The sequence below is a fragment of the Dellaglioa carnosa genome, assembly GCF_026948345.1.
Taxonomy (GTDB): domain Bacteria; phylum Bacillota; class Bacilli; order Lactobacillales; family Lactobacillaceae; genus Dellaglioa; species Dellaglioa algida.
Window position 1 is genome coordinate 187590 of record NZ_JANXLI010000001.1, and the last position, 26767, is coordinate 214356.

Genomic DNA, 26767 nt, shown 5'->3' on the forward strand with positions numbered 1-26767 from the left:
AATGGTTATTGGGGGAAAGCATGGAAATTAAAAGTAAAATCAGTGAAATAATAACAAATTTAAATAGTTTTAGTACCGAAATTGTTGAAATAAATGATGAAAAGATTAAAGAAAATGAAGTTATTCAAGAACTACCGGCTCTTATGGAAAGAACAATTAAAGTAATTAGTGAAGATAAAATTGTTGATGAAAACAATACAAAACAATTAAATACTTTAATTAATGAAATTACTGATAGATACAATACCCAATTTTTGAGTATACAAAATGAATATTATTCTGACGGTTTACAAAAATATATGAATATTCAAGATACCGCTACCAATTTACTGATAGAATTTAAAAGAATTAATTATCTCTTAATGATTCGTGAAAAAAATGCCGTATTAGTTGGTGGTAACGGAGCCGGAAAATCTAGTTTTGCTAGTTACTTGAAGGAATCAATGTCACAAAATATTGTTGTAATACCCGCTCAGAAATTTTTATTTTATAAAAAAGATATACAGGCTTTGTATCTTACTGATAAAAGTACAATGAGGAATATTCAAAATACTAATTTTATTGGAAAAGGAAAATTTACCGGTGACGAACGGAATTACGTTGTTAGCGAATATATGAATGAATTATCTGAATTATTTTCTAAATTAATAACAGTTATAGCGAATGAACAAGTTGAGGAACAAAATCAAGCATTCAAAACAGATGGTATGAGTAAAGTAAAGCGAGAAGAGACTACTTTATGTAAAGTAAACAAATTGTGGAGAGCGCTTATTCCCGATATTAATTTGGAACTTGATACAATGAATCGGACATTGGAACCAAAGAAAAAAGGACGTAGCTATTCAATAAATTCTATGAGCGATGGTGAAAAAGCAATGTTGTATTACATTTGTCAAGTTTTTTTAGCAGAGCCCAATAGTTTCATCATAGTTGACGAACCTGAGACGTTTTTAAATGTTTCTAATTTTAGTAGATTATGGGATAGTCTAGAGAAATACAGACACGATTGTAAATTTATTTACATTTCTCATACGATTGATTTTATAGCGAGCCGTTCTAATACAGACATGTTATGGTGTAAAAAATTTTCATATCCGGATAATTGGAGTATCGAGAGAATAGATGACGGTAACTTAACTAGTGAATTTCCAAAAGAATTACTTTCAGAAATACTTGGCGCTAGAATACCCATTCTTTTTTGTGAAGGCAGAAAAGATTCAGACGATTATTTCGTTTACAGTAATTTATTTAGAGATAAAGTAGTGGTAGTTCCAGTTGGAGGACATACTCAGGTTATTCAATACACAAAGGCCTATAATAATTCACCAGTTTTAGATAATAATTGTGCATACGGAATCGTAGATTCTGATTTGATGAGCGCAAAGCAAATTTTAAATTATAAAAAAAATAACATATATACGTTACCCTTTAATGAAATAGAAATGATATTTTTTACTAAGGACGTAATGACAGGCGTTTTAAAGAATAGTTTTTCAGAAGAAGATATAAATTTTAGAATAAAGGATTTTACTGAAAAATTTTTTGATAAAGTAAATGAAGAAAGAAAAATAATAGTTAGACAATCCATAAAAAAATATTTAGATAATGAACTTTCAAATTATAGGATCAATAGTTTGGAAACTAGTGACGTAATGTTAGATGAGATTAAAACTTGGTTAGAAAAATTAAATATAAACAAAATGGAAGAAGACAATATAGATGATTTAGATACAGTAATTGCAGAAAGAAGATATGAAGATCTTTTGAAATTATCTTCACAAAAAAGAGCTATATCCATGGGACTTGCTAACAAAGCATTAGATAGCGAGTATATGAAGAAGGCAAAATTTCAAATGAGCACTAATAACGTGTTATTGGAAAACATTAAGAATAAATATTTTCAATATATTACGTTTAAGTAATATATATCAGAAAAGAATATAAAATTTATAAAAAGAGAGTAGCAATTAATAAGCGTGTAAGCTAATCGAGGGAGAATTTTATGAGAAATGGTATTGAGGAATTGAAAATTGAATTGGGACAACATTGTTTTAAAGATGAAATTAAAATTTTTAAAGACGAATCCGTTTATTTAAAAAATAAAAATTATATTTTTGCAAAAAATGGTTCGGGTAAATCAACATTTGTAGATATTTTAAAACAGCAATTTTCTGATAGTTATGATGTTAGAATATTTCAGGGATTTGATAAAATTTTAGGAGAAAATGAAAAATTAGGAGCATTTTCATTAGCGGTTAATGCGGGTGAAAATGAAAAAAAGATTGAGGAAATAGAGAATAAAAAGATTACTAAACAAAATGAATTGAATGAAATGAATCATAATTTAACCGAATTGTCGAATACTGATGATATAAATTTATTTAGAAAATTGTCTGATTCTAATAAAAATTTAAGTGATAAGCAGAGTGAAATAAGTGAGTTCTATACTGCTTCTGCTGCGAAGATAAAAAACATGTCTGATCCTCAAATTTCTAAAACGACATATAAAAAAAATGATTTAGTAAAAGAATTAAATAGCGCTCAGATATTACAAGAGGTGGACGTTGATAAATTAAAGCGAATTTTAAAGTCGGAAGAAAAAATTGCTAGTATTTTAAATATTGATAAATTTGATTTAAAAAAGATGGTCGATAGGGTAAATACTATTTTAACTAGTAAAGTTCCACAAACAAGAATTATTACAAGGTTAGATACGGATCGAAAAATTAATTTTGCTGAGGAAGCTCTACATCTACATGAACTTACGGAAGAAAATACGTGCATTTTTTGTGGAAATATTATTCATGAATCTACATTTAAAGAATTAAAAGATTATTTTTCTGCAGATGAAGTTAGTCGATATAAAGAAAAAATTTCTGAAGAAAACCAATTAATAGAAACACAATTAAATTCTTGTAAAACATTAAATATGGGTATCGATAAATTTTATCCTAACTTTATTGAAGATGCTAAGAATAAAGGTGCCGAAGTTAAGGAACAATTAGATTCAAGCATAAAATTTTTAGAGGCTATTAAGGATCTTTTGTCAGAAAAAGAAAAAAATTTATTTTCGGTTTCTGATAAAGTAAATTTAAAACTACCTCAGATGATAGATGTTAGTGCTTTTAATCAAATTGTCGAGGAAAATAACAATTTTGGGAAAAATTTTGATGATGAAAAAGAAGAATCCAAGAAAAAACTTAGAAGTCATTATATTAAACTATTTTTAAATGAATATAAATATTATGAGAAAAAAATAGAGTTGGATACTTTGGAGAAGAATAATGAGTATTATAATAAACTTTTCAATAATGAAAAAAATAAAAAGCTTGAAATTGAAAAAAATATTAATATTTTAAATAAAAAAATTGAAGTACTTAAACCTGTATCGGAAAAACAAGCCGTTGAACATATAAATCGGAAATTAGAATTATCTGTTTCATGGAAATTAGATTATTACGAAGAAGAAAGTTCAGGTTATTATAAAATTATTCAGAATTATGACGGAAACCAGAGAAGTCGTGATATAAAAGATTTATCAACAGGTGAAAAAAATATTATTGCTTTTTTATATTTTATAGAGAAATTAGAAGAAGTAAACGAGGATAAAAAAGCATCTAAAATTATTATTTTTGATGATCCTATGAACTCCAATGATGATAGAATGCAATATTTAATTATTACGGAGTTACAAAAATTGTATCAAGGAAAAGCAGGATTGAAGTATAATTATGAAAAAGATTATTTAGTTGTATTGACTCATAATATTCATTTTTATTTAAATGTACAACCACAAGCAAACTATGTAATTGGCACTAAAATTGAAATAAATGAAAGTGGTCAAAACTATATAAGGGAATACAAAAAATACGATAAGAGTAATTTTTATCATCTTCAACATGGGAAGTTTATTAAAATAAACAGTGAATCAGAAGATTTTAAAACAAGCTACGATGCTCTTTGGATTGAGCTTCACGAATTGGTGCGATTAAATTTACGTAATACAATGCTCAATACAATGCGCAGAATTATAGATACTTATATAGAATTTACAAAAACACCACAACAAGAATTTTATAAAGAAAATGAGCAATATTTAAAACTATTTAATGTAAATTCGCATTTTGCTACTGATGATTATTCATCGGAATCATTTACTGAAACGACTGAAGAAATGAAAGAGTTATTTGAAAAAATTTTTAAAGATAATGGTGATGCTGCGGAAAGACATTTTAATTTTCACTGGAAAAAGTGATATGTTAGATAATGAATAAACATTAAATTTTTAACTGGTATATTAATGATGTAAATAAAGTATTTTTAATAAAAATTATGAAGTTGGGCTTTTTAAGGCCAATTTAGTTATATAGAATTAAAATAAATGGTGGAAGTACAAGACAAGAAGTTAGTTGAGACATGGAATCCGATAAAATTCCACTGAGAAAGGAATAAAAACGATGAATATAATAAACTCAACGGATATTCTTGAAACTAATATTCGAGAAAAAATGCCAATAATATTAGATATTCTTTTATTGGATCGTACTAGATCGACACAAAAGCATAAGAAAAATATTATTTGGGCAAATAATAATTATATTAAATATGGTAGTAAGTTTTATTCTGAAATGGCTCAAATACAACCAGAACTGGTGACAGGTGAGATGGGCATTATTATTAAACCTCGCGCTTTGAAGTCTAAAGAGACACAAAAAGAGCGAACTAAGTCAAAAGCTGAAGTATTTACGCCAACTTGGATTATAAAGAAGCAAAATGATACAGTTGACAAAGATTTTCTAAATGATGATTTAGAGACTTATGTTAAACGCGTGTGGCTGGAAATAACTTGTGGTGAAGCACCTTATATGGCAAGTAGGTATGATATGGAGACTGGGGAAAGTATACAGTTAAATGATAGGGTTGGATTTGTTGATAGAAAGATAAAACGAATTAATCGTGAGGTTGATGATAAGGCTGAGTGGCAACGATTAGTTGTTGAAGCGTATAAAGCAAGTTACGGATTTGAGTGGAGTGGGGACTCGTTACTACTTGCAAGAGAAAACTTACTGTACACTTACCGAGACTATTATTATGATAAGTGGCTTGAGGAGCCTCTATATGGTTTGTTTGAAGATATTGCTAAAATAATTAGTTATAATATTTTTCAAATGGATGGGTTAAAATATATTATTCCGTTCACGGAAAAACGAGAAAGAATAGTTGAGACTCAAATATCACTTTTTGATACTGAGGAACCTGAAGAAAAATGGGAAATTAAGCCTGGAAAACGTGTAAAAGTAATGAACTGGGAAACTAACAAAATGGAATTTTTTGATAAAGGAGTTAATTAGGTATGAGGGATAAGACATTTATTAAAACGACTAAGACTATCTATCCACAGGTTTATGCATATGTTACGCCTACTGCGAGTGAAAATGATGGCTGGATAAAAATCGGATATACTGAAAAACGTAATGTTGATGATCGTATTAAACAGCAGACACATACTGCGGGGATTGTAACAAAAACATTGTGGTCAGAGCCTGCTAAGTTTAGTAAAATAGACGATTGGTTCACGGATAAACCACTTCATAGTTATTTACGTAAATACAAAAAAAGAGAACAACGACAAGGTACAGAATGGTTTTATTACGATAAAAATCCTGAAGTTGCACACACTGATTTTAATGATTTCCGTAATAATGAACGTAGTCAAGTTAAAGAAGAGTTACAGTACGAACTTCGTGATGAGCAAAAGTCTGCCGTTGACATGACTTTGCAATATGCCAAGAATCATCAAGAAGGTAAATTTTTATGGAATGCAAAGCCACGATTTGGCAAGACGCTAACTACTTATGATCTCGCTCGTAAATTAGATGCAAGTAAGGTATTAATTGTAACTAATCGCCCTACAATTGCGAATTCTTGGTTTGATGATTTCGAAAAATATATTGCTTGGCAAACTGACTTTTCTTTTGTATCTACAAACGATTCACTTAAAGATAGACCAGTGATGACACGTGATGAATTTAATGATCAATCGCTTAAGAGTGGTAAAGATAGAATGATTTCTTTTATTTCGTTACAAGATTTAAAAGGAGCTATTTCTTTTGGTGGTAGTTATGACAAATTAAAATGGGTAAAATCACTTGAATGGGATCTTCTTGTTATTGACGAAAGTCATGAGGGAATAGATACATTTAAAACAGATATAGCTTTTCAGAATATTAAACGTAATTTCACTTTATATCTATCGGGAACACCCTTTAAAGCAGTTGCTTCAGGAGAATTTTCAGATGACCAAATTTTTAACTGGTCGTATGCAGATGAACAAGAAGCTAAAGTTAATTGGCCAGTGGACATTGAGAAAAATAATCCATATGAAAAGTTACCACGATTAAACTTATTTTCTTATCAAATGAGTCAAATGGTTACTGATGAAGTTAACAAAGGTGCTGAAATTAATGGTAAAAATATTGATTATACCTTTGATTTAAATGAATTTTTTGAAACTAATGAAACAGGTAAATTTATTCATGAGTTAGATATAAATAAATGGTTAAATACTTTGTCTCAAAATGAAAAATATCCTTTTTCAACTAAAAAATTAAGAAATGAATTAAATCATACTTTTTGGATTTTAAATCGAGTAGCTAGTGCTAAAGCATTGAAAAAATTATTGGAAAATCATCCTGTATTTGAAAATTATAAAATTGTTCTTGCGGCAGGGGATGGTAAAACATCAGATGAACAAATTATTAACCAAAAATCTTTTGATCGTGTAAAAGAAGCAATTAAAAATAATGATAAAACAATCACCTTATCGGTAGGACAATTAACTACAGGTGTAACTGTTCCAGAATGGACAGCGGTACTTATGTTATCTAATATGAAGTCTCCAAGTCTGTATATGCAAGCAGCATTTCGAGCTCAGAATCCATTTGATTTTAAGACAGATGGACAAGTACATCAAAAAGAAAATGCATATGTTTTTGATTTTGCACCAGAACGTACGCTTACGATTTATGACGATTTTGCTAATAATTTATCAAGTAAGACAACCAATGGTGGTGGAACACCAGAAAATCGTAAAGATAACATTAGAATATTATTAAACTTCTTTTCAGTTATTGCTGAAGATAATGAAGGAAAGATGGTTGAACTTGATGTTAATCAGGTGTTGACTATGCCTAAGGCAATTAAAGCTCAAGAAGTAGTTCGTCGTGGATTTATGTCTAATCTATTGTTTCAAAATGTTTCTGGAATTTTTGCGTCAGCAGGTGCTCGTGAAATTCTTGAGCAATTAAATCCGGTTGATCAAGGTAAGGCAGTACCTCGTAAGACAGATGATAGAATTGATACGAGAGACGTTAAAATTAATAATGATAGTCAAGTGGTTGTTGAACAAAATGTTGTGAATAGTCAAACAGATGCTCACTTTGGTGAAAAGGTTTACGCAGATATTAATTCATCGATTGAAGAGATAGTTAATAGTGCTGATATAAAGAATATTGCAAATACAATATCTAATACATTCAAACAAAAGACTCAAGATGCTGTAAGAAATTTGGCAAAAGAAAATGGTCTAACGACAAAAGCCGCTGAAAAAATTTCACAGAATAGCGCAAATGCAATGGCTCATGAAGTAGAAATAGTACAAAAACAAGCAGAAATTAAACATTCTGAAGCAAAAGTTGAATATAAGCGTATAGTTGAAGAGTCTCGTAATAATGAAGAAGTGATTGCTGAGGCCCAGGTTAACTATGAGACGAAAAAACAACAAATCAATAATGAGTTTAATAAAGAAGTAATTGAGACAGTTGAAACAAAGACTCAAGAATTGGTTCATGAGTCTACTGAAACAATTTTAAAGAAGTCTGAAGATAAGAAAAAAAATACTGTTGAAGATGATGTACGTGCACGGTTACGGGGATTTGCTAGAACAATTCCATCATTTTTAATGGCATATGGAGAAATGGACACTACTTTATCATCATTTGATACAACAATTAATGATCACGTATTTAAAGAAGTAACCGGAATTACTTTGGACCAATTTAGAACTTTACGTGATACTTATCATTTCTTTGATAAAATTGTATTTGACGAGTCAGTACAAGAATTTTTAAGAAAACGTATTGAACTTTCTAATTATTTTGATGAGACACATGATGAAGATATTTTTGATTACATTCCACCACAACAAACTAACCAAATTTTCACACCAAAAAAAGTTGTTATAATGATGATTGATAAATTACAAGCGGAGAGCCCTGAAGATTTTACGGATCCGAAAAAAACATTTGCTGACTTATATATGAAATCAGGTCTTTACATCACTGAAATTGTAAAAAGGCTATATGTAGGATTAGAAAACATTATTCCGAATGATGATGAACGATTGAAACATATACTTGAACATCAAGTGTACGGTTTTGCACCGAGTGAAATCATCTTTAATATTGCACTAAATTTTATTTTTGGATTTGATGAAAAAGGACATAATATTGATAGTTCACATATTGTATATTTAGATACAACGCCATTTGCTCGTGGTGAAGGAAATTTTGAAGAGAAGTGTGATGAATTATTTGGAGGTAGAAATAATGAAATTTGACGTAGTGGTGGGAAATCCACCATATCAAGAGAGTCAATCAAATAATAATAAAGGAGAAGCTATCTATCATTACTTTTATGATTTATCAGAGCGTGTAGCTTCAAAATATTGTTTGATATCACCAGCAAGATTTTTGTTTAATGGAGGACTTACGCCAAAACCTTGGAATCATAAAATGCTGAATGATGAATATTTGAATGTTGAATATTATGTTCAAAATTCTAGGGATGTTTTTCAAAATACCGATATAAAAGGAGGTATTGTTGTTTTATACAGAGATTCTAAGAAAAAATTTGGAGCAATTAATAATTTTATTCCTGATGAAACTTTAAGAAAGATTGCTAGTAAGTTCGATTCAAAAGCAGAGAACAATTTAACAACAATAATGTTTGGAGGTCGTTCGGATTTAAAATTTAATGATAAATTTTTAAAAAGATATCCAGATTCTCTTAAAAAACGTCTCGAGCAAATACAAAGAAAACACCCCGAAGTACTGAAATTGGGTTCAAATGAGGAATATGAACTAAAGTCTTCAACTTTTGATTCTTTAGATTATGCCTTTTTTAAAGGGGAGCCAGGTAATTCAGAAAATTATTGGAAAATTTTAGGCATATACAATAATGAACGTAGCTATCGGTGGATAGAGAAAGAGTTTATGACTGCTAGGTACCCAGAAAATAACAATTTAGAGAATTATAAAGTTTTTGTTCCTGAATCTAATGGTAGTGGTTTAATGGGTGAAGTTCTTAGTACTCCGTTGATTGGTACTCCAAGTACATCAAATACACCAACATTTATTTCAATAGGTTCTTTTAATAACGAAGTGGAGGCGCAAAATTTATTAAAATATGTAAAAACAAAATTTGTTAGAACTTTACTTGGTATATTAAAAGTTACTCAGCATAACCCGCCGCTTAAGTGGGCATATATTCCATTACAAGATTTCACTTTAAATTCTGATATTGACTGGTCAAAGACTATTCCAGAGATTGATCATTATCTGTATCTAAAATATGGTTTAGGTCAAAATGAGATTAACTTCATTGAAGGTAAAGTTAAAGAAATGAATTAGGTAAAGAAAGTTTTTTGTAATATAAATGCGGTATTGTACCAGGTTTTTATAATTCAGTTTTGCTTTAATACATGATATATTATAATTAAAAATAGACTGACACCTGTGAGCTAACGTTTCACAGGTGTCAGTCTATTTTTAATGGGCTTTTTCATGATGTAAAAGAAACGAACCGTTATCTGCGTATTTGGGTACAGACATTGGTGCCTCCCGTAATTACAACATCTTTGTATTTTGTGATTTTTGGGAAAATGATTGGTGGACGAATTGGTCAAATGGGTGGATATTCATATATGGAGTTTATTGTGCCAGGGCTCATCATGATGTCGGCAATTACTAGTTCATATGCGAACGTGTCATCATCCTTTTTCTCCCAGAAATTTCAAAAAAATATCGAAGAATTATTAATTGCGCCGGTACCAACGCATGTTATTATTTGGGGATTTGTAATTGGCGGGGTTGGGAGAAGTGTTCTTGTGGGGTCACTTGTAACCCTGATTTCCTTATTTTTTGTTCCGTTGCATGTTTATTCATGGACAATTGTAGTTGTGACCCTTTTGATGATGGCCATCTTATTTTCATTAGCAGGCCTGATTAACGGTATTTTTGCGCAGTCCTTTGATGATGTATCTATTGTGCCAACATTTGTATTACAGCCATTAACCTATCTTGGAGGCGTATTTTATTCAATATCAATGTTGCCACCAATTTGGCAGGCTATTTCAAAAGTGAACCCGATTGTATATATGATCTCAGGGTTTCGTTATGGATTTTTAGGATCAATGGATGTGCCCATTTTCTTATCTATGGGGATTCTTGTTGCATTTATTGCAGTACTTTACGTAATTTGTTGGAATCTTATTGATAAGGGTCGAGGTTTAAGAAGTTAAAGCGTTATTTCTGAGTGAATAATTATTAAATTTCCAGTACAACGTTTATACTTAAATACATATTAATGTAAAAGGGGATAAAAATAATGACTGTAAATGAACAACTAATTAAAGATGATTTATATGAAGCCGTGAACGGTGAGTGGTTAAAAACTGCCAAAATTCCTGATGATAAGCCTGCAACGGGTGGCTTTAATGATTTAGCTGATGAGATTGATAAAACATTAATGAGTGATTTTGAAAAAATGACATCTGATTCAAGTACGCAATCGGCATTAATGCAAGAATTTTTAAACTACTATGCGCTAGCGGCTGATTTTGATCGCCGTGAATTAGAAGGAACAACTCCGTTGAAGAGCGTTTTAGAGCCGTTAGAAAATTTAACAGGTTTAGCTGACTTTAATGCTAAATGGGCTAATTTTGTACTTGCTGGATATCCTTCACCACTTAATTTTGACGTTGACGCTGACATGAAGAATGCTAAGATTAATGCTTTCTTTGCGGCGGCTCCAAAACTTATTTTGCCGGATAAAACTTATTATGAGGCAGATAATCAACAAGCCGAACAATTACTCGACGTATTCCGTAAAATGATGACAAAATTATTGGGCGCTCTAGATTACGGTGAAGAAGATGTGAAAAAAGTTATTTCAGAGGCATTAATTTTTGATCGCGATTTAGTGCCACATGTTAAAAGTGCTGAAGAATCTGCTGATTATAGTAAAGCGTACAATCCACAAACGTTTACTGAATTTGGATTACAAAGTAAAAATGTAAATCTACAAGTGGTTGTTAAGCAGTTATTAAATGGTCAAGAGCCAGAAAAAATAATTGTGACTGAACCTAAGTACTTGGCTGCAATCGACGATATATTGAATGAAGCCCATTTTAATGAATTTAAAAGTTGGCTAATTGTTAAAACAGTTGTCAGCCTTAGCTCATTTTTATCAGATGATATACGCGTTATTTCTGGTGAATATGGACGTGCGTTATCCGGAAGTAAGGGGCCGAAGAAACAACAAAAATTTGCTTATTATTTAGCCATGGGCGCTTATAGCGGTATTGTTGGTGAATATTATGGGCATAAATATTTTGGTGAAGATGCCAAAACAGATGTTCAACGAATGGTTGAAAAAATGATTGGTGTATATCAAAATAGATTGGCCAATAATAAATGGTTAACTAGCGCTACACGCGACAAAGCCATCTTGAAATTAAATAAATTAGGTATTCAAGTCGGCTATCCGGACAAAATTAATCCACTTTATCAAAAAATGCATGTTGATACGAAAAAACCGTTATTAGAAAACGCGATGGGTTTTGATCAATTAGCAACGGAAGATATGTTTAGTAAATGGAATCAACCGGTTGATCGTGATCTCTGGGAGATGAGTGCTGCAACTGTTAACGCATATTACCATCCATTTAAGAATATAATTGTCTTCCCGGCAGCTATTCTTCAAGCACCATTTTATAGTTTAGAACAAAGTAGCAGTGCTAATTATGGCGGAATTGGTGCCGTAATTGCCCATGAAATTTCGCATGCGTTTGATAATAATGGCGCATTATTTGATGAATATGGTAACCTAAATAATTGGTGGAGTGAAGCTGACTTGGCTCATTTTAAAGAATTATCTCAGCAAATGGTTGCCGAATTTGATGGAACTGAGTATGCTGGTCAAAAAGTTAATGGGACTTTAACAGTATCCGAAAATATTGCGGATGCCGGTGGATTGAGTTGCGCGTTAGAAGCCGCGAAGGCAGAGCCAAATGCTGATATTTCCGCTTTCTTCATTAACTGGGCTCAAGTTTGGCGTATGAAGGCTTCAACACAATATATGCAGTTGTTGCTATCAATTGATGTACATGCACCTGCTAAATTACGCGCCAATATCCAGGTTCAAAATTTAGCTGATTTTTATGCTACTTTTGGTATTAATCCAGGCGATAAGATGTACAAAAATCCCGATGAAAGAGTTAATATCTGGTAGGAGAGTACGACTAATTGGTTATTAACTTTTGAAAATAAAAAAAGACAATCGGATTTTTTCCGATTGTCTAGAAATATAATTAAATTAAAAGATACGAAGATAGTTATTTCTTCGTATCTTTTTTCTATAAAATTTTATTTTCGGTTAATTTTTCTTCTAAAACATCAAAATTGTATTCAGAAAGATTTTTTAAACCGTTCTTATTAACATCAAAGAAGGCTGTTAGACTTTCAGATAACATTAAGTTAATCACACGTCCAGCTTCGAATTGGACCAAGATAACCGGGATACGTGCTTCAACGGCCATGCCAACCTCAAACATAGTACCAGAGTCAGGTTCATTGCCTTCATCATCCTTATAATCTAGGATAGCGACGACAACGTCAGCACGATGCACTTGGCGAGTATCTGCAAGATAAACGGCACGTTGCCAAGGCTTACTGAATTGCTCATACTGTTCACTTTGATTATCTTGTGGTAAATAAATATTGTCACCATCAATTGTTTTGTTTTTTTTTAATGCGGACACAACTTGTGAAACACGATCACGTTGTTTGTCATCAAAAAACGGACCTGCTAAATAAACTTTATTCATTAAATGTCGTCTCCCTGAATACGTATTTGTCTTTTAAGTATAACATCACATGACCAATTGGGCACAAAAAAAGGGAAGACGTATGCCTTCCTTTTTTTGTTAAACGCCGTAAACGAACTGGCCAGAATTAAAGTGGGTAGCCGAGATAACGTAAACGTCACCGCCATTACGCAATGTGAAGTTGGCTAGATCATTTAATAAGTTATTCGTAGTTTTTCCGGGTTCAGTATCAACAATTTGACCATCGACAATTAAACCAGGGAACGTTGATTCCTCATTAATTAATAAAGTTTTAACACGATGTTGTGTTAAAAGGGCAAATAAGTCTGCTGGGTTCGTTTCGCTTGGATTAACTTCATCAAGCGAACGCGCACGATCCAATAATTTTTCAACCGTTTGATCAATTAAAACTTGGTTTTGATCCAATAATTCTTTTTCGATTTCAGCAGTTGTTAATGCGCTAGGAGATTTTTTAATTGTAATTTCTGAATTAACTGTTTTTAATTTTGTTAAATCACGGAATAAACTTTGGTTTTTAGGTAACCCGATAATGAAAAGACGTTTGTAAATTAAATCAGTATGAGCCATTAAGAATTGCTCAATTGCTAAGTAGTAATTTTTATTATCAATTGCCTTTTCTTCATCTTTAGTGTTTAAGCCATGAAGAGCACCAGTAGGGCCATGAGTTGTTGTTGTATCTGTTCTTTCAGGTCCAAGGGCTGATACCATATCGATAGGTGCATCTTTTGGTAATTCTTGTTTCAGCAAGATACCTTCTTTAAATTGGTGTAATTCGAATGAATCACGATTTAAACTCAAAATCGTGCCAGATAATTTTGTTGCTTGTTGAGCGAGTAAAGGTAATGTGTAAGCTTCAGGTCCAACAATCACCTGATCCAATTCAATGGCATGGTTCAAATTAAATTTAAAGTAATTATTTGGTGTTAAGTAAAGCGCGATGCTAGGGAATTGACCAATTCGATCAGCGATATCGTTCATGAAATTAGTAAGTTGACCTTCAATTGCACCCCAAGCTTTTTTATCAATATCTGCATGTTCTTCTTTTGCAGTTTTTAAACTAGTTTTCAGTTTTAATTGGTTCTTCGCTGCAAAATTAATCCCTGGGTATGTCTTAATAAAAATTGATACGACAGGTCCTTCTTTAATTGTAAGTAATTCTTTTAAATTGTTGTGCATTGACATAATGATTCCCCCTTTATATGATTAACCACAGTATAACATCATAAAATTCGTTATCCAACTGATATGGTTGCGGTTTCAACAAAGGAGAACTAAAATGATTGATTTCGAAGCGGATAATAAAAATGTCGAGAAGATGAAAGCATATATGAAAAATAGGTTTGTTTTCTTAGGAATCCGAGCGCCTGACAGACGAAAATTAATTCAAGGTTTAATGAAGGAATCAAAAACCTGGTCGCTGGAAGAACTTACCTCACAGATTTTAGCTTACTACGATCGTAATGAAAGAGAATACCAGTATGTTGCAATTGATTTAGCTCAAAAAAATGTTAAGCGATTAACCGTGAACGAAGCTCAAGTTCTTATTGATTTAATTCCCGTTAAAGCATGGTGGGACTCGGTAGACAGTTTACGTAAAGTTATCAGTGACTTCGTTAAATTACATCCGGAATATTTTAGTCGTATAAGTCAGCAATTTGAAGGGCATGAAGATTTTTGGATGCGCCGTGTGGGTATAAATCTTCAGTTAGGATATCGAGAAGCGACTAATTTAGCGTATTTAACAAAAATGATCATGAACGATCAAACAACGGATGAATTTTTTATTCAAAAGGCAATCGGGTGGTCGCTGCGTGAATATGCGAAAACTGACATGGAGTGGGTTAAAACATTCATTAAAAGACATGATTTATCAAAATTGGCCGTTCGGGAAGGTCTTAAACATTTAGCGATAAAATAAAAAGGGCTGAAATTTCTTTCAGTCCTTTTCTATTATTTTAAGGTTAAAAATTGATCACCGGCAAGGTCTCTATAAAAATTAGCTTTTACCGCTTTTTGGTAGGGTAAGAACCAGATGAACCCAATGCCAAGTGTAATAAGTGATAATAAGTACCAACCTAGTAAACTAAGATCAAGTACAAATAAGTCGAATTTATGACCGTTCATTAATTGACGGCTTAATGTAATTTTTTTGTTAGTCTTGATATCAGGGTGGTTAGGGTTATCTTGCAAGTCCTTATTAATCATAAATGCTTGCGAGTACGAATAGTGTTTAATGATTGCGGGAAAGAAGAGTAAAAGATACCAAAAAATAGTGTAAATAGTTTTAAGAATTGCTAACGCAATAGTTGAAAAAAATAATTCGTTTGAGAAAACTTGGAAACTTTGCGTGAATGCGCGATCTGGTGTTTTTTTAGAACTCACCCAAGTTAAAAAGGCATATGAAGCACCCATAAGTAAAATTTCAAAAATGAGAACAAGAAAAATCATTAGTGCTGAAACTGTTGGATTAAGATTTAACGGCGAAACATAAGAGCCTGACTCAGAATTAAATAATCTTGAATATTCATAGGCATATAAGCGTAAATAAACGATATAGGCAAGGACACCTATGAGACTAATTAAGATTGCCGATTTCCAATTTCCCTTAAAGAGTGTCTTTGTTTCAGATTTTAGCTGTTTTCTAGTTTTTAATTGCTTATCCATCATGGTAATCTCCAATATTTTTAGATTTTGTACACCCAAATCGTACAAAAATTAGCCGTTAAAGTCAATTAAATCTGAATACAATCATTTTTTTATTAACTGTAGTAAGATGAATAGCATAATTCATATTAAACGAAAGAAGGATTAACTAATGATAAATAAAATGAAAGCTATTGCAGCGTTTGGTAAATATCCAATAGAAGATGTAAGGGTGCTAAAAGATGTTGAAATTGATAAACCTGTGCCTCAAGATCATGATATTCTTGTGAAAATAGCGGGGATTTCGGTGAATCCTATTGATTTTAAAACGAGAATGTTAATCGAATCAGAGGACCAATCGCGTATCTTAGGATTCGATGCCATTGGAACCGTGTCAGAGATTGGTGCAGATGTGACTAATTTTGTTGTTGGGGATAAAGTTTTTTATTTGGGTGTAAACAACCGATCCGGAAGTAACGAAGAATATCAATTAGTGGATGAACGGTTAGTTGGTCATGCCCCTAAGAAGATAATGACTGCCGAAGCGGTTGCCATCCCGTTAACTGGCGTAACAGCATGGGAATCATTGTTTGAAAAATTAGCTTTTGTACCAAAAAAAGATGCCAATCAGGGCCAATCAATTCTGATTATTAATGGCGCCGGCGGTGTTGGGTCTATTGCCATCCAACTCGCGAAGTGGGCAGGAATTAAGGTAATCACAACTGCCTCACGGCCAGAGACAATTGATTGGGTTAAAAAAATGGGCGCTGATATTGTGATTAATCATCGAAAAGATTTGAAAAAACAATTAGATGAATTAGGAATTCATGAAGTTGATGGTATTTTAATGTTACATTCAACTGAACTATATTTTAATGTGGCGTCAGAGCTGATTAAACCACGGGGAATTGTCATGTCTATTGTGGCAACAACTGCGGAGTTACCATTGAGTATTTTAAAAAATAAAAGTAACGATTTCAAATGGTTAACAATATTTACAAAAGGCATTTACCATACCGCAGACATGGCTTCGCAAGGGGCTACCTTAAATCAATTGGCTAAATTATTAGATGAAGGTAGCATAAAATCAACGATGACTAAATCAGTTGAAGGAATTAATGCTGATAATTTGCGAGCAGCTACTAAAACTGTTGAAGGTGGTGCAATGATCGGTAAACTTGTCATTACCGGTGAATTCGACGCGGAGGTTTAAATCAGTGAGCAAACAAGAAATCAGAGAAAAAACGATTCTTAAAATGGCAGACTTAGCTAAAAATAAGTCGCTTGAAAAAAAACGACAAGAATTAGTAATTATTGATAAGTTACTGCGTTCAGAGGAATGGAAAATGGCCAGTTCTGTCGGGTTGACGATTAGTCAATCAATTGAATTTTCAACAAATGAGTTACTTCTGACAGCTTTGGAACAGAAAAAAAGGGTATACGTACCAAAGACGATGCCCGAAAAGCAGTTGGCATTTTTGCCATATCTATCTGCCGAGCAAGAATTAATAAAAAGTAGCTATGGCCTTTTAGAACCCAGTTATGATATGGCATTAGAAAATAATGAGTTAGATTTAGTTATTGTGCCAGGGGTTGGGTTTAATTTAAATAATAATCAAAGAATTGGATTTGGTGGAGGTTACTATGACCGATTTATTGCCAAACATCAGCCTACGACTGTTTCACTTTGTCTTGATGTCCAAAACGTAACTTCTGAACAATGGCTTGATAACCAATTTGATATTAAAATTAACAAAATTCTAACGGTATAAGACTTATTTGAATGAATTCTTAACAAAATATGATTTAATAATATGATTTACATTAATATCCGAATATAGTAAAATTGTAATTGCTCGTTAATGGGATAAACACGAACAAAAGCATTTATTAAAAAGGAGATATACAATGATTAACCGCATTAAATCATATTTTGAAATTGATCAGTTACAAACGACGGTAAAACGTGAGATTTTGGCTGGATTTACGACTTTCATTTCAATGTCTTATATATTATTCGTTAACCCTACGGTTTTAAGCGCTTCAGGAATGGATAAGGGGGCCGTCTTTACGGCAACCGCATTATCAAGTGCCTTGGGTTGTATTTTAATGGGTGTTCTAGCTAAATACCCAATTGCGACTGCACCAGCACTAGGTATTAATGCCTTCTTCTCTTACTCGGTTGTTATCGGGATGGGTATTCCATGGCAAACGGCTTTGGCAGGCGTCTTTGTTGCCTCATTAATCTTTATTTTAATCACTATCTTTAAATTACGAGAATTAATTATTAATGCGATTCCCAGCAATTTAAAATATGCGATTTCAAGTGGGATTGGGTTATTCATTGCTTTTATTGGATTACAAGGTGGAGGACTAATTGTTTCTAATAAATCAACAGTCGTTGGATTAGGTTCATTGAGCGTTGGGACAACTTGGTTAACGATATTTGGGTTAGTTATTACTGCAATTTTAATGGTTAGACGTGTTCCTGGTGGGATATTCATAGGGATGTTTGCAACAGTTATCCTTGGGTTCATTACGGGATTAATTAAGGCACCAACAGGTATTGTCTCTGCTGCGCCAAGTCTAGCACCTACCTTTATGCAGGGTGTTAAACATATCGGAGATATTAACACGGTTCAACTATGGGTCGTTGTACTTACTTTCTTGTTAGTGACGTTTTTCGATACGGCAGGAACTCTAGTTGGATTAGCACAACAAGCGGGATTCATGAAAGATAATAAAATGCCACGTGTGGGTAAAGCGCTCGCTGCTGATTCAACAGCGATGCTCGCAGGATCTGTTTTAGGGACATCACCAGTTGGTGCCTTTGTTGAGTCTTCAGCAGGTATTGCTGTTGGTGGACGTTCAGGATTAACGGCCGTTACAACGGGACTATTATTCGTTGCCGGTATGTTTTTCTCACCATTATTATCGGTTGTGACAACACAAGTTACTGCACCAGCATTAATTATTGTTGGCGTATTAATGGCACAATCATTAACAAAAATTGAATGGTCAAAAATGGAAATTGCCATACCGTCATTCTTAATTGTTATAGGGATGCCCCTAACGTACAGTATTTCTGACGGAATAGCTTTAGGGTTCATTCTTTATCCCATTACAATGATTGCAGCTGGTCGTCGTAAAGATATTCATCCCATCATGTATGGATTATTTTTCATATTCCTACTTTTCATGTGGATCTTAAATGTTTAAATAAAATCGCAAACCTAAATGACAGAACCGGTCTAAACATGGTATTATTTAGACTAAGGGTTTAAACGAATAAAAAATATAATACGAATAGGAATGGATAATATGATGACAAGTGAAAAGATACACATCGGATTACTTTTTGGTGGTAACTCATCAGAACATGATGTTTCAAAACGTTCAGCACATAATATTTATGATGCAATGGATAAAAATAAATATGAAGTTAGCTTATTCATGTTTACAAAAGAAGGGGTATTACTTGGCGATGCTGCTTCACGTCGTATTTTTGATGGCGAACCAGAAGCAAAAGTTGTTGCTGATGTCTTACCAACAATCGACTTTACAAATCCACTAGCAAACATTATGAGTTTAACTGAAGTTAAGGATATCGATCTTTTCTACCCAGTAATTCATGGTAATATGGGTGAAGATGGTACTATCCAAGGTCTGTTTAAACTTTTAGACAAGCCTTACATTGGTAGTGATGTTCGTTCATCTGCAATCTCGTTTGATAAAGATTTAACGAAAAAAATGTTGACGTTAAATAATATCAGAAATACTAAATACTTGGTCGTTAAGGCTAATAACCGTGTTGAAATGTCTTATGCACATATCAGCAAAGAACTTGGGGATGTTGTTTTTATCAAACCAGCTAACCAAGGTTCATCAGTTGGTATCCATAAAGCACATAATGAAAAAGAATTCCTCGAAGGTATTGAAGACGCATTTTTATATGACACAAAGATTTTGGTTGAAGAATCAATCGAAAATCCTGATGAAATTGAATGCTCAATTCTTGGAAATACTGATTTAAAAGCTTCAAAATTAGGCGCAGTTATTGTACCAAAATCGGATGTGTTTTACGATTACAACAATAAATTCGTTGATGCTTCAGGAGTTGAGTTTGAAATGCCAGTTGAATTACCTGATGAATTAACAAAGGAAATTCAAGATATGTCATTACGTGCCTTTGAAGCATTAGGTTGTCGTGGTTTGGCACGAATTGATTTCTTAGTTAAAGATGGTATTCCATATCTTGGTGAATTGAACACGTTACCAGGATTTACTAATATCTCACTTTATCCACAATTGTGGGAAGTTTCGGGAATTGGTTACTCAGAACTAATTGATAAATTAATTCAATTAGCATTCGACGAACATGCCGCTGTTAAAGAATTACATTACGATTTCACTGAACTACCTGAAATCTAAAACTGAAAAGATTACTAGTCTGGAGACAGTACTGGTAATCTTTTTTATTTGAAAGGGGGAGAATAATATGGAGAGATGTCCATGGGCACAGTCCGGTAATCAGTTAATGCAAGATTATCATGATGAAGAGTGGGGAAAACCACTTTTCGGTGATCAACAGTTATTTGGGTTATTAAGTTTAGAACTAATGCAGGCGGGTTTGAGCTGGCAAACTGTTCTAAATAAACGAACTGATTTTAATCTTGCTTTTGAAAATTTTTCTATTCAAAAGGTCAGTCAATTTGATGAAAGAAAAATTTCTGAGCTAATGGAAAATTCAAAAATTATTCGTAATCAACGTAAAATTTCAGCAATTATTACAAATGCACAGGCCATCGTTAAGATGAATCAAAGTGGACAATCATTTGATATGTTTTTATGGCAGTTTGTAAATAATAAACCACTTAATAATCTTTGGAATCACGCGGAAGAAGTTCCAACAGAGACTGATATTTCAAAACAATTATCTAAAGAATTAAAAAAGTTAGGCTTTAAGTTTGTTGGGCCGAAAATTTGTTATTCGCTGATGCAGAGTATGGGGATGGTAGATGATCATCTAGCGTCATGCGCATTTAAGACAAAATAAAAAAAGAAATTAACCATTTAAATGGTTAATTTCTTTTTTTATTTTGCCTATTTTTGACTCAAATCATTACTCAACATTTTATTTTTTTCTTTTAAAGTTCTTTTAGTATATCGGTCATGACCTTGACCCCAAAAGACTAACAAAACAAGAATTCCAACAGCTGCCATTATATAATCTCTAAAGATTATGTGTTCACTATTAACCATTATCAAAACGATACTAATTGTACCTAACAATGGTATTATCCCACCAAGCCAAAAATATTTTGTATTTGCCAAACCGTATGTCTCAATCAGAATTAAAAGTATTATTATTGCAAAAAATGTTAACTCAGTCATTTTTTTCTCCTTCATGGAATTCTATAATTTTTTTTGCAGCGCTATAACTAATTTGGTCATCCGTTACAAGACGCATAAGATTCACTATGAATGGTTCACTATCTTTCTCATCAATTATTCCAATTTTAGTTATAACTTCATTGAGTCTATTCCGTACTGTGGGGTAGGAGACTGAATATTCTTTTGCTACTTGCTTCAATGATCCGGACGATAGCGTAAAACGCTTAATAAAATTCATATCTTCATCCGTCATATTCTCGTACCATGTATTAATAATAATTCCCACCTTTTTATTGTTTAGATATAATGTTAACATAATTTAATAATATATCAATAATATTAAATGTTTTGTCAATGTAATGTTAAATTATGTTAATATTTTACGCATAGTTCTAGGTTATTTCTAATCTAGTATTATATCCATGATGTATTTAATTGTTATTTTTCACTTATTGCACCTGTTATTACATTGGAGGTAATTTTAACACTTGGTTATTTGTTAAATAGTTAAAATGATTAGTAATCGGGTGGCAATAATCCATGTATCTAAGCTGCGGAGTAAACAAAAAAACTACACCCGGTTTGGGTGTAGTTTTTTATCATTAAATCTAACTATTTTATTGTTGAGTTCGTTTAATTATGTTAGTTATTAATCGTTATTATTTTTTAAGAGCGGGTGCATTGCTTAAATCGGTTCTAACAACTAAAACATCTGAAGTTGCCACTCGAGTTACGTACTCTGTAACCGATCCAATTAATAAACGCTCAACCGTATTTAAACCAGTAGCACCAATCACAATCAAATCAATATCTAAATTGATTGGAACGTTTTTGGCAATCACAACTTTAGGAGAGCCATACTCAATTGAAAAATCGACATTTTTAAGACCAGCTGATTTTGCTTGTTCAATATATTTATTTAATGTTTCTTTTGCCGTATCACTAACTTGTTCAACCATTGACGTATCAAAACTTGAGATATTTTGGAATGCTCGAGTATCAATAACGTGTAAAAGATGAAGTGTAGAATCCTCGCCATTTCTTAAAGCTACTTGTACAGCTTTTTCAAATGCTAATTTTGCTTCATCCGAACCATCTACAGGAACTAAAATATTTTTGTATTGTTGTAACATGGTCATCCACCTCTTTCTTTTGTATATCTTCATTTTACGACAAATTTAATGAAAATAGAAGTAAAAACGGTTACAAAGTTAGTTTAATGCATAAAAAACGATAAGACAATGGTTAAAGCACCCACTGTGAGACAAGATAGGGCAACGAAAATGCCGTAAAATATGGGGATGAAGACAATAATTGAAATTAATCCAATTAGACCTTCAACGCCGATAATTACCCCAAAAATAAGTAACGTCGTACTCAACACGTGGTTTGTTTCAGGTCTAAAAATCATAAAATTTTTACCACGGTGAGAGAACAGATAGTAACCGATCGTCAAAAGTAACAATGCAAGAACGGCCAACAGTATTCGGATTATAAGCATAAAATCTCCTTTATTATTAACATAAAAAAGCCTGAACAAACAAAGTTTGTCCAGGCCATCAAAGCAAAAGCTTTGGAAAATCCGCGTAGTGCCGTTAATCATCTTCGTGAGTTGAGCCCGCAATAAAGCAGGTGGCATCGACTGTACTAACCTCTAACTACCAAGTGAAATGGCTTGAAATTAATTAGCCTATTAAGTCAACGCCTAGATATAATTATTTGTTCGGTCAACATTCTAATAAGATAACGCGTACACTTCAGAACTTCATCCTTAATATAGCACAGACATCTTAAACGTGCAACAATTATGATGTAAGCGTGAACAGGTCATTTTTTTGATGGATGTAATTTACCATATTGTTCTTTAAGCGCCTGTTCGTACCGCCCATTGCTTTTTGGTTCATAGTAGTCTGCATTTTTTAGTTTATCTGGTAGATATTGTTGACTAACCCAGTCATTTGGGTAGTCGTGAGGGAATTTGTATCCGATACCGCGACCTAAATCCTCTGCGCCTTTGTAGTGGGAGTCTTTTAAATAAGCAGGAATCTCACCAAATCCGCCTTTTTCAATATCAGCAATTGCATTGTTGATAGCGACATTAGCTGAATTGGATTTAGGTGATAGACAAAGATCGATTACTGCATTTGATAATGGGATTTTTGCTTCTGGGAACCCAATTTTTTCTGCTGCTTGAACAGCCGTTACAGTTCTAGCACATGCTGCAGGACTACTTAAGCCAATATCTTCATAGGCCATTGTAATTAAGCGTCTTGCGATTGTAGGTAGGTCACCAGCCAGAATTAAACGTCCTAAGTAGTGAAGAGCGGCGTTAACATCCGAACCCCGTACTGATTTTTGAAAAGCTGAAATAACATCATAATGAGCATCACCATCTTTATCATGCGTGAGTGCTTTTTTCTGTAAACATTCCTCAATGATTGTTAACGTTAAAACGATGACTCCAGAATCATCAGCAGGTGTAGATTTAGCAGCCAACTCAAGAGCGTTTAATGAACTACGTAAATCACCATTAGTTGCTCGAGCTAAATGTAATCGGGCGTTGGGCTCTAAATTAATATTAAGCTCACCGAGACCAACTTTTTTATCAGTCAATGCACGGTCAATTGCAATTTCAATATCTTGTTCGTCCAAAGGTTTTACTTCAAAAATTTGAGTTCGACTTCTGATAGCCGGATTAATTGTAATGTAAGGATTCTCGGTCGTAGCACCAATTAAAATAATTCGACCACTTTCTAAGTGTGGTAACAAGAAATCTTGTTTTGGTTTTGTTAGTCGATGAATTTCATCTAAAAGTAAAATAACGGTACCGCTCATTTTGGCTTCTTCTGCCACGACTTCAAGATCTTTTTTTGAATCAGTCGCCGCATTTAATTTACGAAATGCATATTGGGTTGATCCCGCAATAGCACTGGCAATACTCGTTTTACCAGTACCAGGGGGTCCATACAGGATCATGGAAGAAAGAAGTTTGGCGTCGACCATACGTTTAATGATTTTACCGGGTCCAACAAGATGCTGTTGACCGACAACTTCTTCAATTTTTGTTGGTCGCATTCTAAATGCAAGTGGTTGTAACATGAATGATAGCTCCTTTCGCGTTAATTACTAAGGAATAGTATAGCATAGTAGCATGAGTTTAATTGCCCAAAGGTATCGTAAATAGGAGGGTTAAATGCCAATATTTGGTATACTGTAGAAGAAAACTGAAAGGGATGACGATATGGAACTAGACGCAATCGGATTGGAAATTCAAGAAGAAGAATTGGGACCATTGCTTAGACGGTCGCTAATTGGTTTGGAGAGAGAAACACAGAGGGTCATGAATACGGGTGTTTTGAGTTCAAGCGACCATCCACAATCATTAGGTGACAGACTGAAACATAATTATATAAAAACGGATTTTGGTGAAGCGCAAATGGAATTTATTACGCCACCAATTGAAGGCGCTGATAACGTTGTGAACTATCTAGACGCTATTCAACAAGTTGCGACCCAGAATTTGCCGGATAATGAACAATTTTGGACATTAAGTTCGCTTCCCGAATTACCAGATGATGAGTCTAAAATTAGGGTCGCTCACCCAGACGAAAAAGGCTTTCTATATAGAAATAAATTAATAAAGAAATATGGTAAAAAAAGACAGCTTTTCACATCTGTGCATCTTAATTTTAGTCTTTCAGAAAAGTTAATTCAGACGTTATTCACATCTGAGTTTCATAACTATTTCGACTCTTATGTAGAATTTCATAATTTTATCTATGTGAAAATTGGTCGTAAATTCGTTCAAAATAGGTGGCTGTTAACTTACTTGTTTGGGGCAACGCCGATTTATAATGGAGACGATAATAACACTCGTGATTCCGTTAGAAGTGTTAGAAATAGTGAACTTGGCTATACCAATATAGACGATTCTATTCAGGCATCATATCAATCTATCGAGGCCTACGTTACGTCATTGAAAAAAATGGTTCAAGAGGGAAAACTGTTATCGTTTTCTGAATTTTACGGGGACGTTCAATTTAAGTCAATTGATAAAAATGAGGATTCTTTGATTTCAAGTGGTATCAATTATTTTGAATTGAGTGGATTAGATATTGATCCATTTTCACGCGTAGGTATCAAGAGTGAGACGATTAAATTTATCCAATTACTTTCAGCTTATTTTCTAATGACGCCTGATTTGGCAGAAGACGAAGTTGACCTGACCTTACTTAAAGCAAAACAGCTTAATGACGAGGTTGCGATGGAGGATCCTAGAACTAATTCAGTTACTAAAAATGCCGGTATAAAGTTATTAAATGAATTAATTCTATTTAATAATAATTTCTATTTGGATGATGAATTAAAAGACGAGTTGGTCAGTTATAAAGAGCAGTTTGAACAACCTGAATTAAGTTTAAGTGCAAGAATCAATGATCAAGTGATTAATCAATCGCTGGTTAATTTTGCAATGAACCGAGCAAATTTAAATAGACGATTCTATCAATCACAATTAAATTCGCTAACTGGATTCAATAATTACTCAAGTAATACGCAGCTTATTTTGGCTGGATTATTAAAAAAAGGATTACGCTTTGACCTCGTTGATGATGACGGTGATGTTATCAGAATTAACGGACATTTGTTGCAACATGGGACAATTTCAGATTTAGACTCAAGTATATTAAATCAAATTGTACATGACAAACAAACACTGAAAAAAGTACTGGGACAGATTGATATCAAGGTTCCCAGTGGGATTAGCGTACGTAGTCTAGATGAGGCAATGGCTTATTATCCTGATATCGTCGGTAAGGCGTTAGTTGTTAAGCCTAGGTTCGTTAAAAGCAGCCAAATGACGCACATCTTCCGAGTGGCACCAACGCTAAATGAATACAGAGAAGCTATTAAACGAAATTTACTGGTAGACACTCAAGTTTTAATTGAGCAAATTGTTGTTGGTTCAGTTTATCGGTTTATGATGGTTGATGGGCGTGTGCAAGGAGTTGTTGAAAGGTTGCCCGTCAGTGTAGTTGGTGATGGTCGACAAACGTTAGCAGAATTAATTGCGCAAAAAAATGCGAAAATAGGTCGATCTAGTCGGGGCCCTTGGCACCAACTTAATTTGCTAGAAGTTGAAAGGCAAACGTTGGAAACACAGGGCATAAATGAAACGACTATTATTCCAAGAGGATCTGAAGCCATTATTCGATACGATAATAATTTTAATGCCGGGGCTAGCCAGAACGAAGTTAGTGGGCAAATGGACGATTCCTACGTTTCATTAATAGGGGATTATGCCAAACGATTAAAAATAATGATTGGAGCATTTGATGTGGTAATAACCAATTTGTATATACCATATGATGCGAAACATGCGGATTCGTTGATCGTTCTTTCGGTTGAAACAAGTCCAGATTTAGCGATTAATTCATTTCCAAATTTTGGAGATAAACAAGTTATCGCCGATAGAATTATAGAACTTCTACAAAAAATAAGAACTAAACCTAACGCTTAATAGATAATGGCGTTAAGTTTAGTTCT

At 33.1% G+C, this 26767-nt stretch carries 22 protein-coding genes; 14 read left to right on the forward strand and 8 right to left on the reverse strand.

What is annotated here, in order from left to right; genetic code table 11:
• Nucleotides 1-20 precede the first annotated feature (20 nt).
• From N0K80_RS00925 to N0K80_RS00955, 7 genes are all read left to right on the forward strand, one after another.
• Nucleotides 21-1922, forward strand: a complete 1902-nt coding sequence (locus N0K80_RS00925; RefSeq protein ID WP_269023486.1) for a DUF4435 domain-containing protein — start codon at nucleotides 21-23, stop codon at nucleotides 1920-1922.
• Nucleotides 1923-2002: 80 nt separating this feature from the next.
• On the forward strand, nucleotides 2003-4255 hold the full coding sequence (locus N0K80_RS00930) for an AAA family ATPase (protein ID WP_269023487.1): 2253 nt from the start codon (nucleotides 2003-2005) through the stop codon (nucleotides 4253-4255).
• 202 nt (nucleotides 4256-4457) lie between these two features.
• Nucleotides 4458-5351 (forward strand): restriction endonuclease, encoded by an 894-nt coding sequence (locus N0K80_RS00935; protein WP_269023488.1) that lies wholly within the window; start codon nucleotides 4458-4460, stop codon nucleotides 5349-5351.
• A gap of 2 nt (nucleotides 5352-5353) precedes the next feature.
• Nucleotides 5354-8617, forward strand: a complete 3264-nt coding sequence (locus N0K80_RS00940; RefSeq protein ID WP_269023489.1) for a DEAD/DEAH box helicase — start codon at nucleotides 5354-5356, stop codon at nucleotides 8615-8617.
• A complete protein-coding gene (locus N0K80_RS00945; RefSeq protein ID WP_269023490.1) occupies nucleotides 8607-9689 on the forward strand; it encodes an Eco57I restriction-modification methylase domain-containing protein in 1083 nt (360 codons plus the stop codon). Before N0K80_RS00940 ends, N0K80_RS00945 begins: the two co-directional genes overlap by 11 nt.
• Nucleotides 9690-9823: 134 nt before the next feature.
• Nucleotides 9824-10579: an ABC transporter permease gene (locus N0K80_RS00950; RefSeq protein WP_269023726.1), complete on the forward strand. Its 756-nt coding sequence runs from the start codon at nucleotides 9824-9826 to the stop codon at nucleotides 10577-10579.
• Nucleotides 10580-10665: 86 nt separating this feature from the next.
• The gene (locus tag N0K80_RS00955) at nucleotides 10666-12570 is read left to right on the forward strand and encodes a M13 family metallopeptidase (protein ID WP_269023491.1); all 1905 of its coding nucleotides are present in this window, start codon (nucleotides 10666-10668) and stop codon (nucleotides 12568-12570) included.
• Between the two features lie 124 nt (nucleotides 12571-12694).
• Here the strand turns inward: N0K80_RS00955 and N0K80_RS00960 are convergent, their stop codons facing one another.
• Entirely contained in the window at nucleotides 12695-13165 is a 471-nt protein-coding gene (locus N0K80_RS00960; RefSeq protein ID WP_269023492.1) for a nucleoside 2-deoxyribosyltransferase, read from the reverse strand.
• A gap of 99 nt (nucleotides 13166-13264) precedes the next feature.
• Nucleotides 13265-14368 carry a baeRF6 domain-containing protein gene (locus N0K80_RS00965; RefSeq protein WP_269023493.1) on the reverse strand — a complete coding sequence of 368 codons (1104 nt, stop codon included), beginning with the start codon at nucleotides 14366-14368 and terminating at the stop codon, nucleotides 13265-13267.
• Between the two features lie 94 nt (nucleotides 14369-14462).
• On the opposite strand from N0K80_RS00965, the gene N0K80_RS00970 reads away from it, so the two are divergent.
• The gene (locus N0K80_RS00970) at nucleotides 14463-15104 is read left to right on the forward strand and encodes a DNA alkylation repair protein (RefSeq protein WP_269023494.1); all 642 of its coding nucleotides are present in this window, start codon (nucleotides 14463-14465) and stop codon (nucleotides 15102-15104) included.
• Nucleotides 15105-15136: 32 nt separating this feature from the next.
• On the opposite strand, the gene N0K80_RS00975 is transcribed toward N0K80_RS00970, so the two are convergent.
• Nucleotides 15137-15853 (reverse strand): DUF975 family protein, encoded by a 717-nt coding sequence (locus N0K80_RS00975; RefSeq protein WP_269023495.1) that lies wholly within the window; start codon nucleotides 15851-15853, stop codon nucleotides 15137-15139.
• Nucleotides 15854-16001: 148 nt separating this feature from the next.
• On the opposite strand from N0K80_RS00975, the gene N0K80_RS00980 reads away from it, so the two are divergent.
• The 5 genes from N0K80_RS00980 to N0K80_RS01000 all read left to right on the forward strand — a co-directional run bounded on the left by N0K80_RS00980 (nucleotide 16002) and on the right by N0K80_RS01000 (nucleotide 20885).
• Nucleotides 16002-17042, forward strand: a complete 1041-nt coding sequence (locus N0K80_RS00980; protein ID WP_269023496.1) for a zinc-binding alcohol dehydrogenase family protein — start codon at nucleotides 16002-16004, stop codon at nucleotides 17040-17042.
• 4 nt (nucleotides 17043-17046) lie between these two features.
• Entirely contained in the window at nucleotides 17047-17601 is a 555-nt protein-coding gene (locus tag N0K80_RS00985) for a 5-formyltetrahydrofolate cyclo-ligase (RefSeq protein ID WP_269023497.1), read from the forward strand.
• Between the two features lie 136 nt (nucleotides 17602-17737).
• The gene (locus N0K80_RS00990; protein WP_112250163.1) at nucleotides 17738-19048 is read left to right on the forward strand and encodes an NCS2 family permease; all 1311 of its coding nucleotides are present in this window, start codon (nucleotides 17738-17740) and stop codon (nucleotides 19046-19048) included.
• 102 nt (nucleotides 19049-19150) lie between these two features.
• Nucleotides 19151-20260 (forward strand): D-alanine--D-alanine ligase family protein, encoded by a 1110-nt coding sequence (locus N0K80_RS00995; protein WP_181647360.1) that lies wholly within the window; start codon nucleotides 19151-19153, stop codon nucleotides 20258-20260.
• Nucleotides 20261-20327: 67 nt separating this feature from the next.
• Nucleotides 20328-20885, forward strand: a complete 558-nt coding sequence (locus tag N0K80_RS01000; protein ID WP_269023498.1) for a DNA-3-methyladenine glycosylase I — start codon at nucleotides 20328-20330, stop codon at nucleotides 20883-20885.
• Between the two features lie 47 nt (nucleotides 20886-20932).
• Here the strand turns inward: N0K80_RS01000 and N0K80_RS01005 are convergent, their stop codons facing one another.
• The 5 genes from N0K80_RS01005 to N0K80_RS01025 all read right to left on the reverse strand — a co-directional run bounded on the left by N0K80_RS01005 (nucleotide 20933) and on the right by N0K80_RS01025 (nucleotide 24322).
• Nucleotides 20933-21223 (reverse strand): hypothetical protein, encoded by a 291-nt coding sequence (locus tag N0K80_RS01005; protein ID WP_269023499.1) that lies wholly within the window; start codon nucleotides 21221-21223, stop codon nucleotides 20933-20935.
• Nucleotides 21216-21539, reverse strand: a complete 324-nt coding sequence (locus tag N0K80_RS01010) for a DUF2089 family protein (RefSeq protein ID WP_269026168.1) — start codon at nucleotides 21537-21539, stop codon at nucleotides 21216-21218. Before N0K80_RS01010 ends, N0K80_RS01005 begins: the two co-directional genes overlap by 8 nt.
• A gap of 343 nt (nucleotides 21540-21882) precedes the next feature.
• A complete protein-coding gene (locus N0K80_RS01015; protein ID WP_146342259.1) occupies nucleotides 21883-22356 on the reverse strand; it encodes a universal stress protein in 474 nt (157 codons plus the stop codon).
• Between the two features lie 83 nt (nucleotides 22357-22439).
• A complete protein-coding gene (locus N0K80_RS01020; protein WP_269007679.1) occupies nucleotides 22440-22724 on the reverse strand; it encodes a hypothetical protein in 285 nt (94 codons plus the stop codon).
• Between the two features lie 326 nt (nucleotides 22725-23050).
• A complete protein-coding gene (locus N0K80_RS01025; RefSeq protein ID WP_269023500.1) occupies nucleotides 23051-24322 on the reverse strand; it encodes a replication-associated recombination protein A in 1272 nt (423 codons plus the stop codon).
• 142 nt (nucleotides 24323-24464) lie between these two features.
• On the opposite strand from N0K80_RS01025, the gene gshAB reads away from it, so the two are divergent.
• Entirely contained in the window at nucleotides 24465-26741 is a 2277-nt protein-coding gene (gshAB, locus tag N0K80_RS01030) for a bifunctional glutamate--cysteine ligase GshA/glutathione synthetase GshB (protein WP_269023501.1), read from the forward strand.
• Nucleotides 26742-26767: the final 26 nt, after the last annotated feature.

Excerpts from the sequence above, each read along its gene's own strand:
- N0K80_RS00925 (WP_269023486.1), top strand. The coding sequence starts at position 21 with ATGGAAATTAAAAGTAAAATCAGTGAAATAATAACAAATTTAAATAGT.
- N0K80_RS00930 (WP_269023487.1), top strand. The coding sequence starts at position 2,003 with ATGAGAAATGGTATTGAGGAATTGAAAATTGAATTGGGACAACATTGT.
- N0K80_RS00935 (WP_269023488.1), top strand. The coding sequence starts at position 4,458 with ATGAATATAATAAACTCAACGGATATTCTTGAAACTAATATTCGAGAA.
- N0K80_RS00940 (WP_269023489.1), top strand. The coding sequence starts at position 5,354 with ATGAGGGATAAGACATTTATTAAAACGACTAAGACTATCTATCCACAG.
- N0K80_RS00945 (WP_269023490.1), top strand. The coding sequence starts at position 8,607 with ATGAAATTTGACGTAGTGGTGGGAAATCCACCATATCAAGAGAGTCAA.
- N0K80_RS00955 (WP_269023491.1), top strand. The coding sequence starts at position 10,666 with ATGACTGTAAATGAACAACTAATTAAAGATGATTTATATGAAGCCGTG.
- N0K80_RS00960 (WP_269023492.1), bottom strand. The coding sequence starts at position 13,165 with ATGAATAAAGTTTATTTAGCAGGTCCGTTTTTTGATGACAAACAACGT.
- N0K80_RS00965 (WP_269023493.1), bottom strand. The coding sequence starts at position 14,368 with ATGTCAATGCACAACAATTTAAAAGAATTACTTACAATTAAAGAAGGA.
- N0K80_RS00970 (WP_269023494.1), top strand. The coding sequence starts at position 14,463 with ATGATTGATTTCGAAGCGGATAATAAAAATGTCGAGAAGATGAAAGCA.
- N0K80_RS00975 (WP_269023495.1), bottom strand. The coding sequence starts at position 15,853 with ATGATGGATAAGCAATTAAAAACTAGAAAACAGCTAAAATCTGAAACA.
- N0K80_RS00980 (WP_269023496.1), top strand. The coding sequence starts at position 16,002 with ATGATAAATAAAATGAAAGCTATTGCAGCGTTTGGTAAATATCCAATA.
- N0K80_RS00990 (WP_112250163.1), top strand. The coding sequence starts at position 17,738 with ATGATTAACCGCATTAAATCATATTTTGAAATTGATCAGTTACAAACG.
- N0K80_RS00995 (WP_181647360.1), top strand. The coding sequence starts at position 19,151 with ATGATGACAAGTGAAAAGATACACATCGGATTACTTTTTGGTGGTAAC.
- N0K80_RS01000 (WP_269023498.1), top strand. The coding sequence starts at position 20,328 with ATGGAGAGATGTCCATGGGCACAGTCCGGTAATCAGTTAATGCAAGAT.
- N0K80_RS01005 (WP_269023499.1), bottom strand. The coding sequence starts at position 21,223 with ATGACTGAGTTAACATTTTTTGCAATAATAATACTTTTAATTCTGATT.
- N0K80_RS01010 (WP_269026168.1), bottom strand. The coding sequence starts at position 21,539 with ATGTTAACATTATATCTAAACAATAAAAAGGTGGGAATTATTATTAAT.
- N0K80_RS01015 (WP_146342259.1), bottom strand. The coding sequence starts at position 22,356 with ATGTTACAACAATACAAAAATATTTTAGTTCCTGTAGATGGTTCGGAT.
- N0K80_RS01020 (WP_269007679.1), bottom strand. The coding sequence starts at position 22,724 with ATGCTTATAATCCGAATACTGTTGGCCGTTCTTGCATTGTTACTTTTG.
- N0K80_RS01025 (WP_269023500.1), bottom strand. The coding sequence starts at position 24,322 with ATGTTACAACCACTTGCATTTAGAATGCGACCAACAAAAATTGAAGAA.
- gshAB (WP_269023501.1), top strand. The coding sequence starts at position 24,465 with ATGGAACTAGACGCAATCGGATTGGAAATTCAAGAAGAAGAATTGGGA.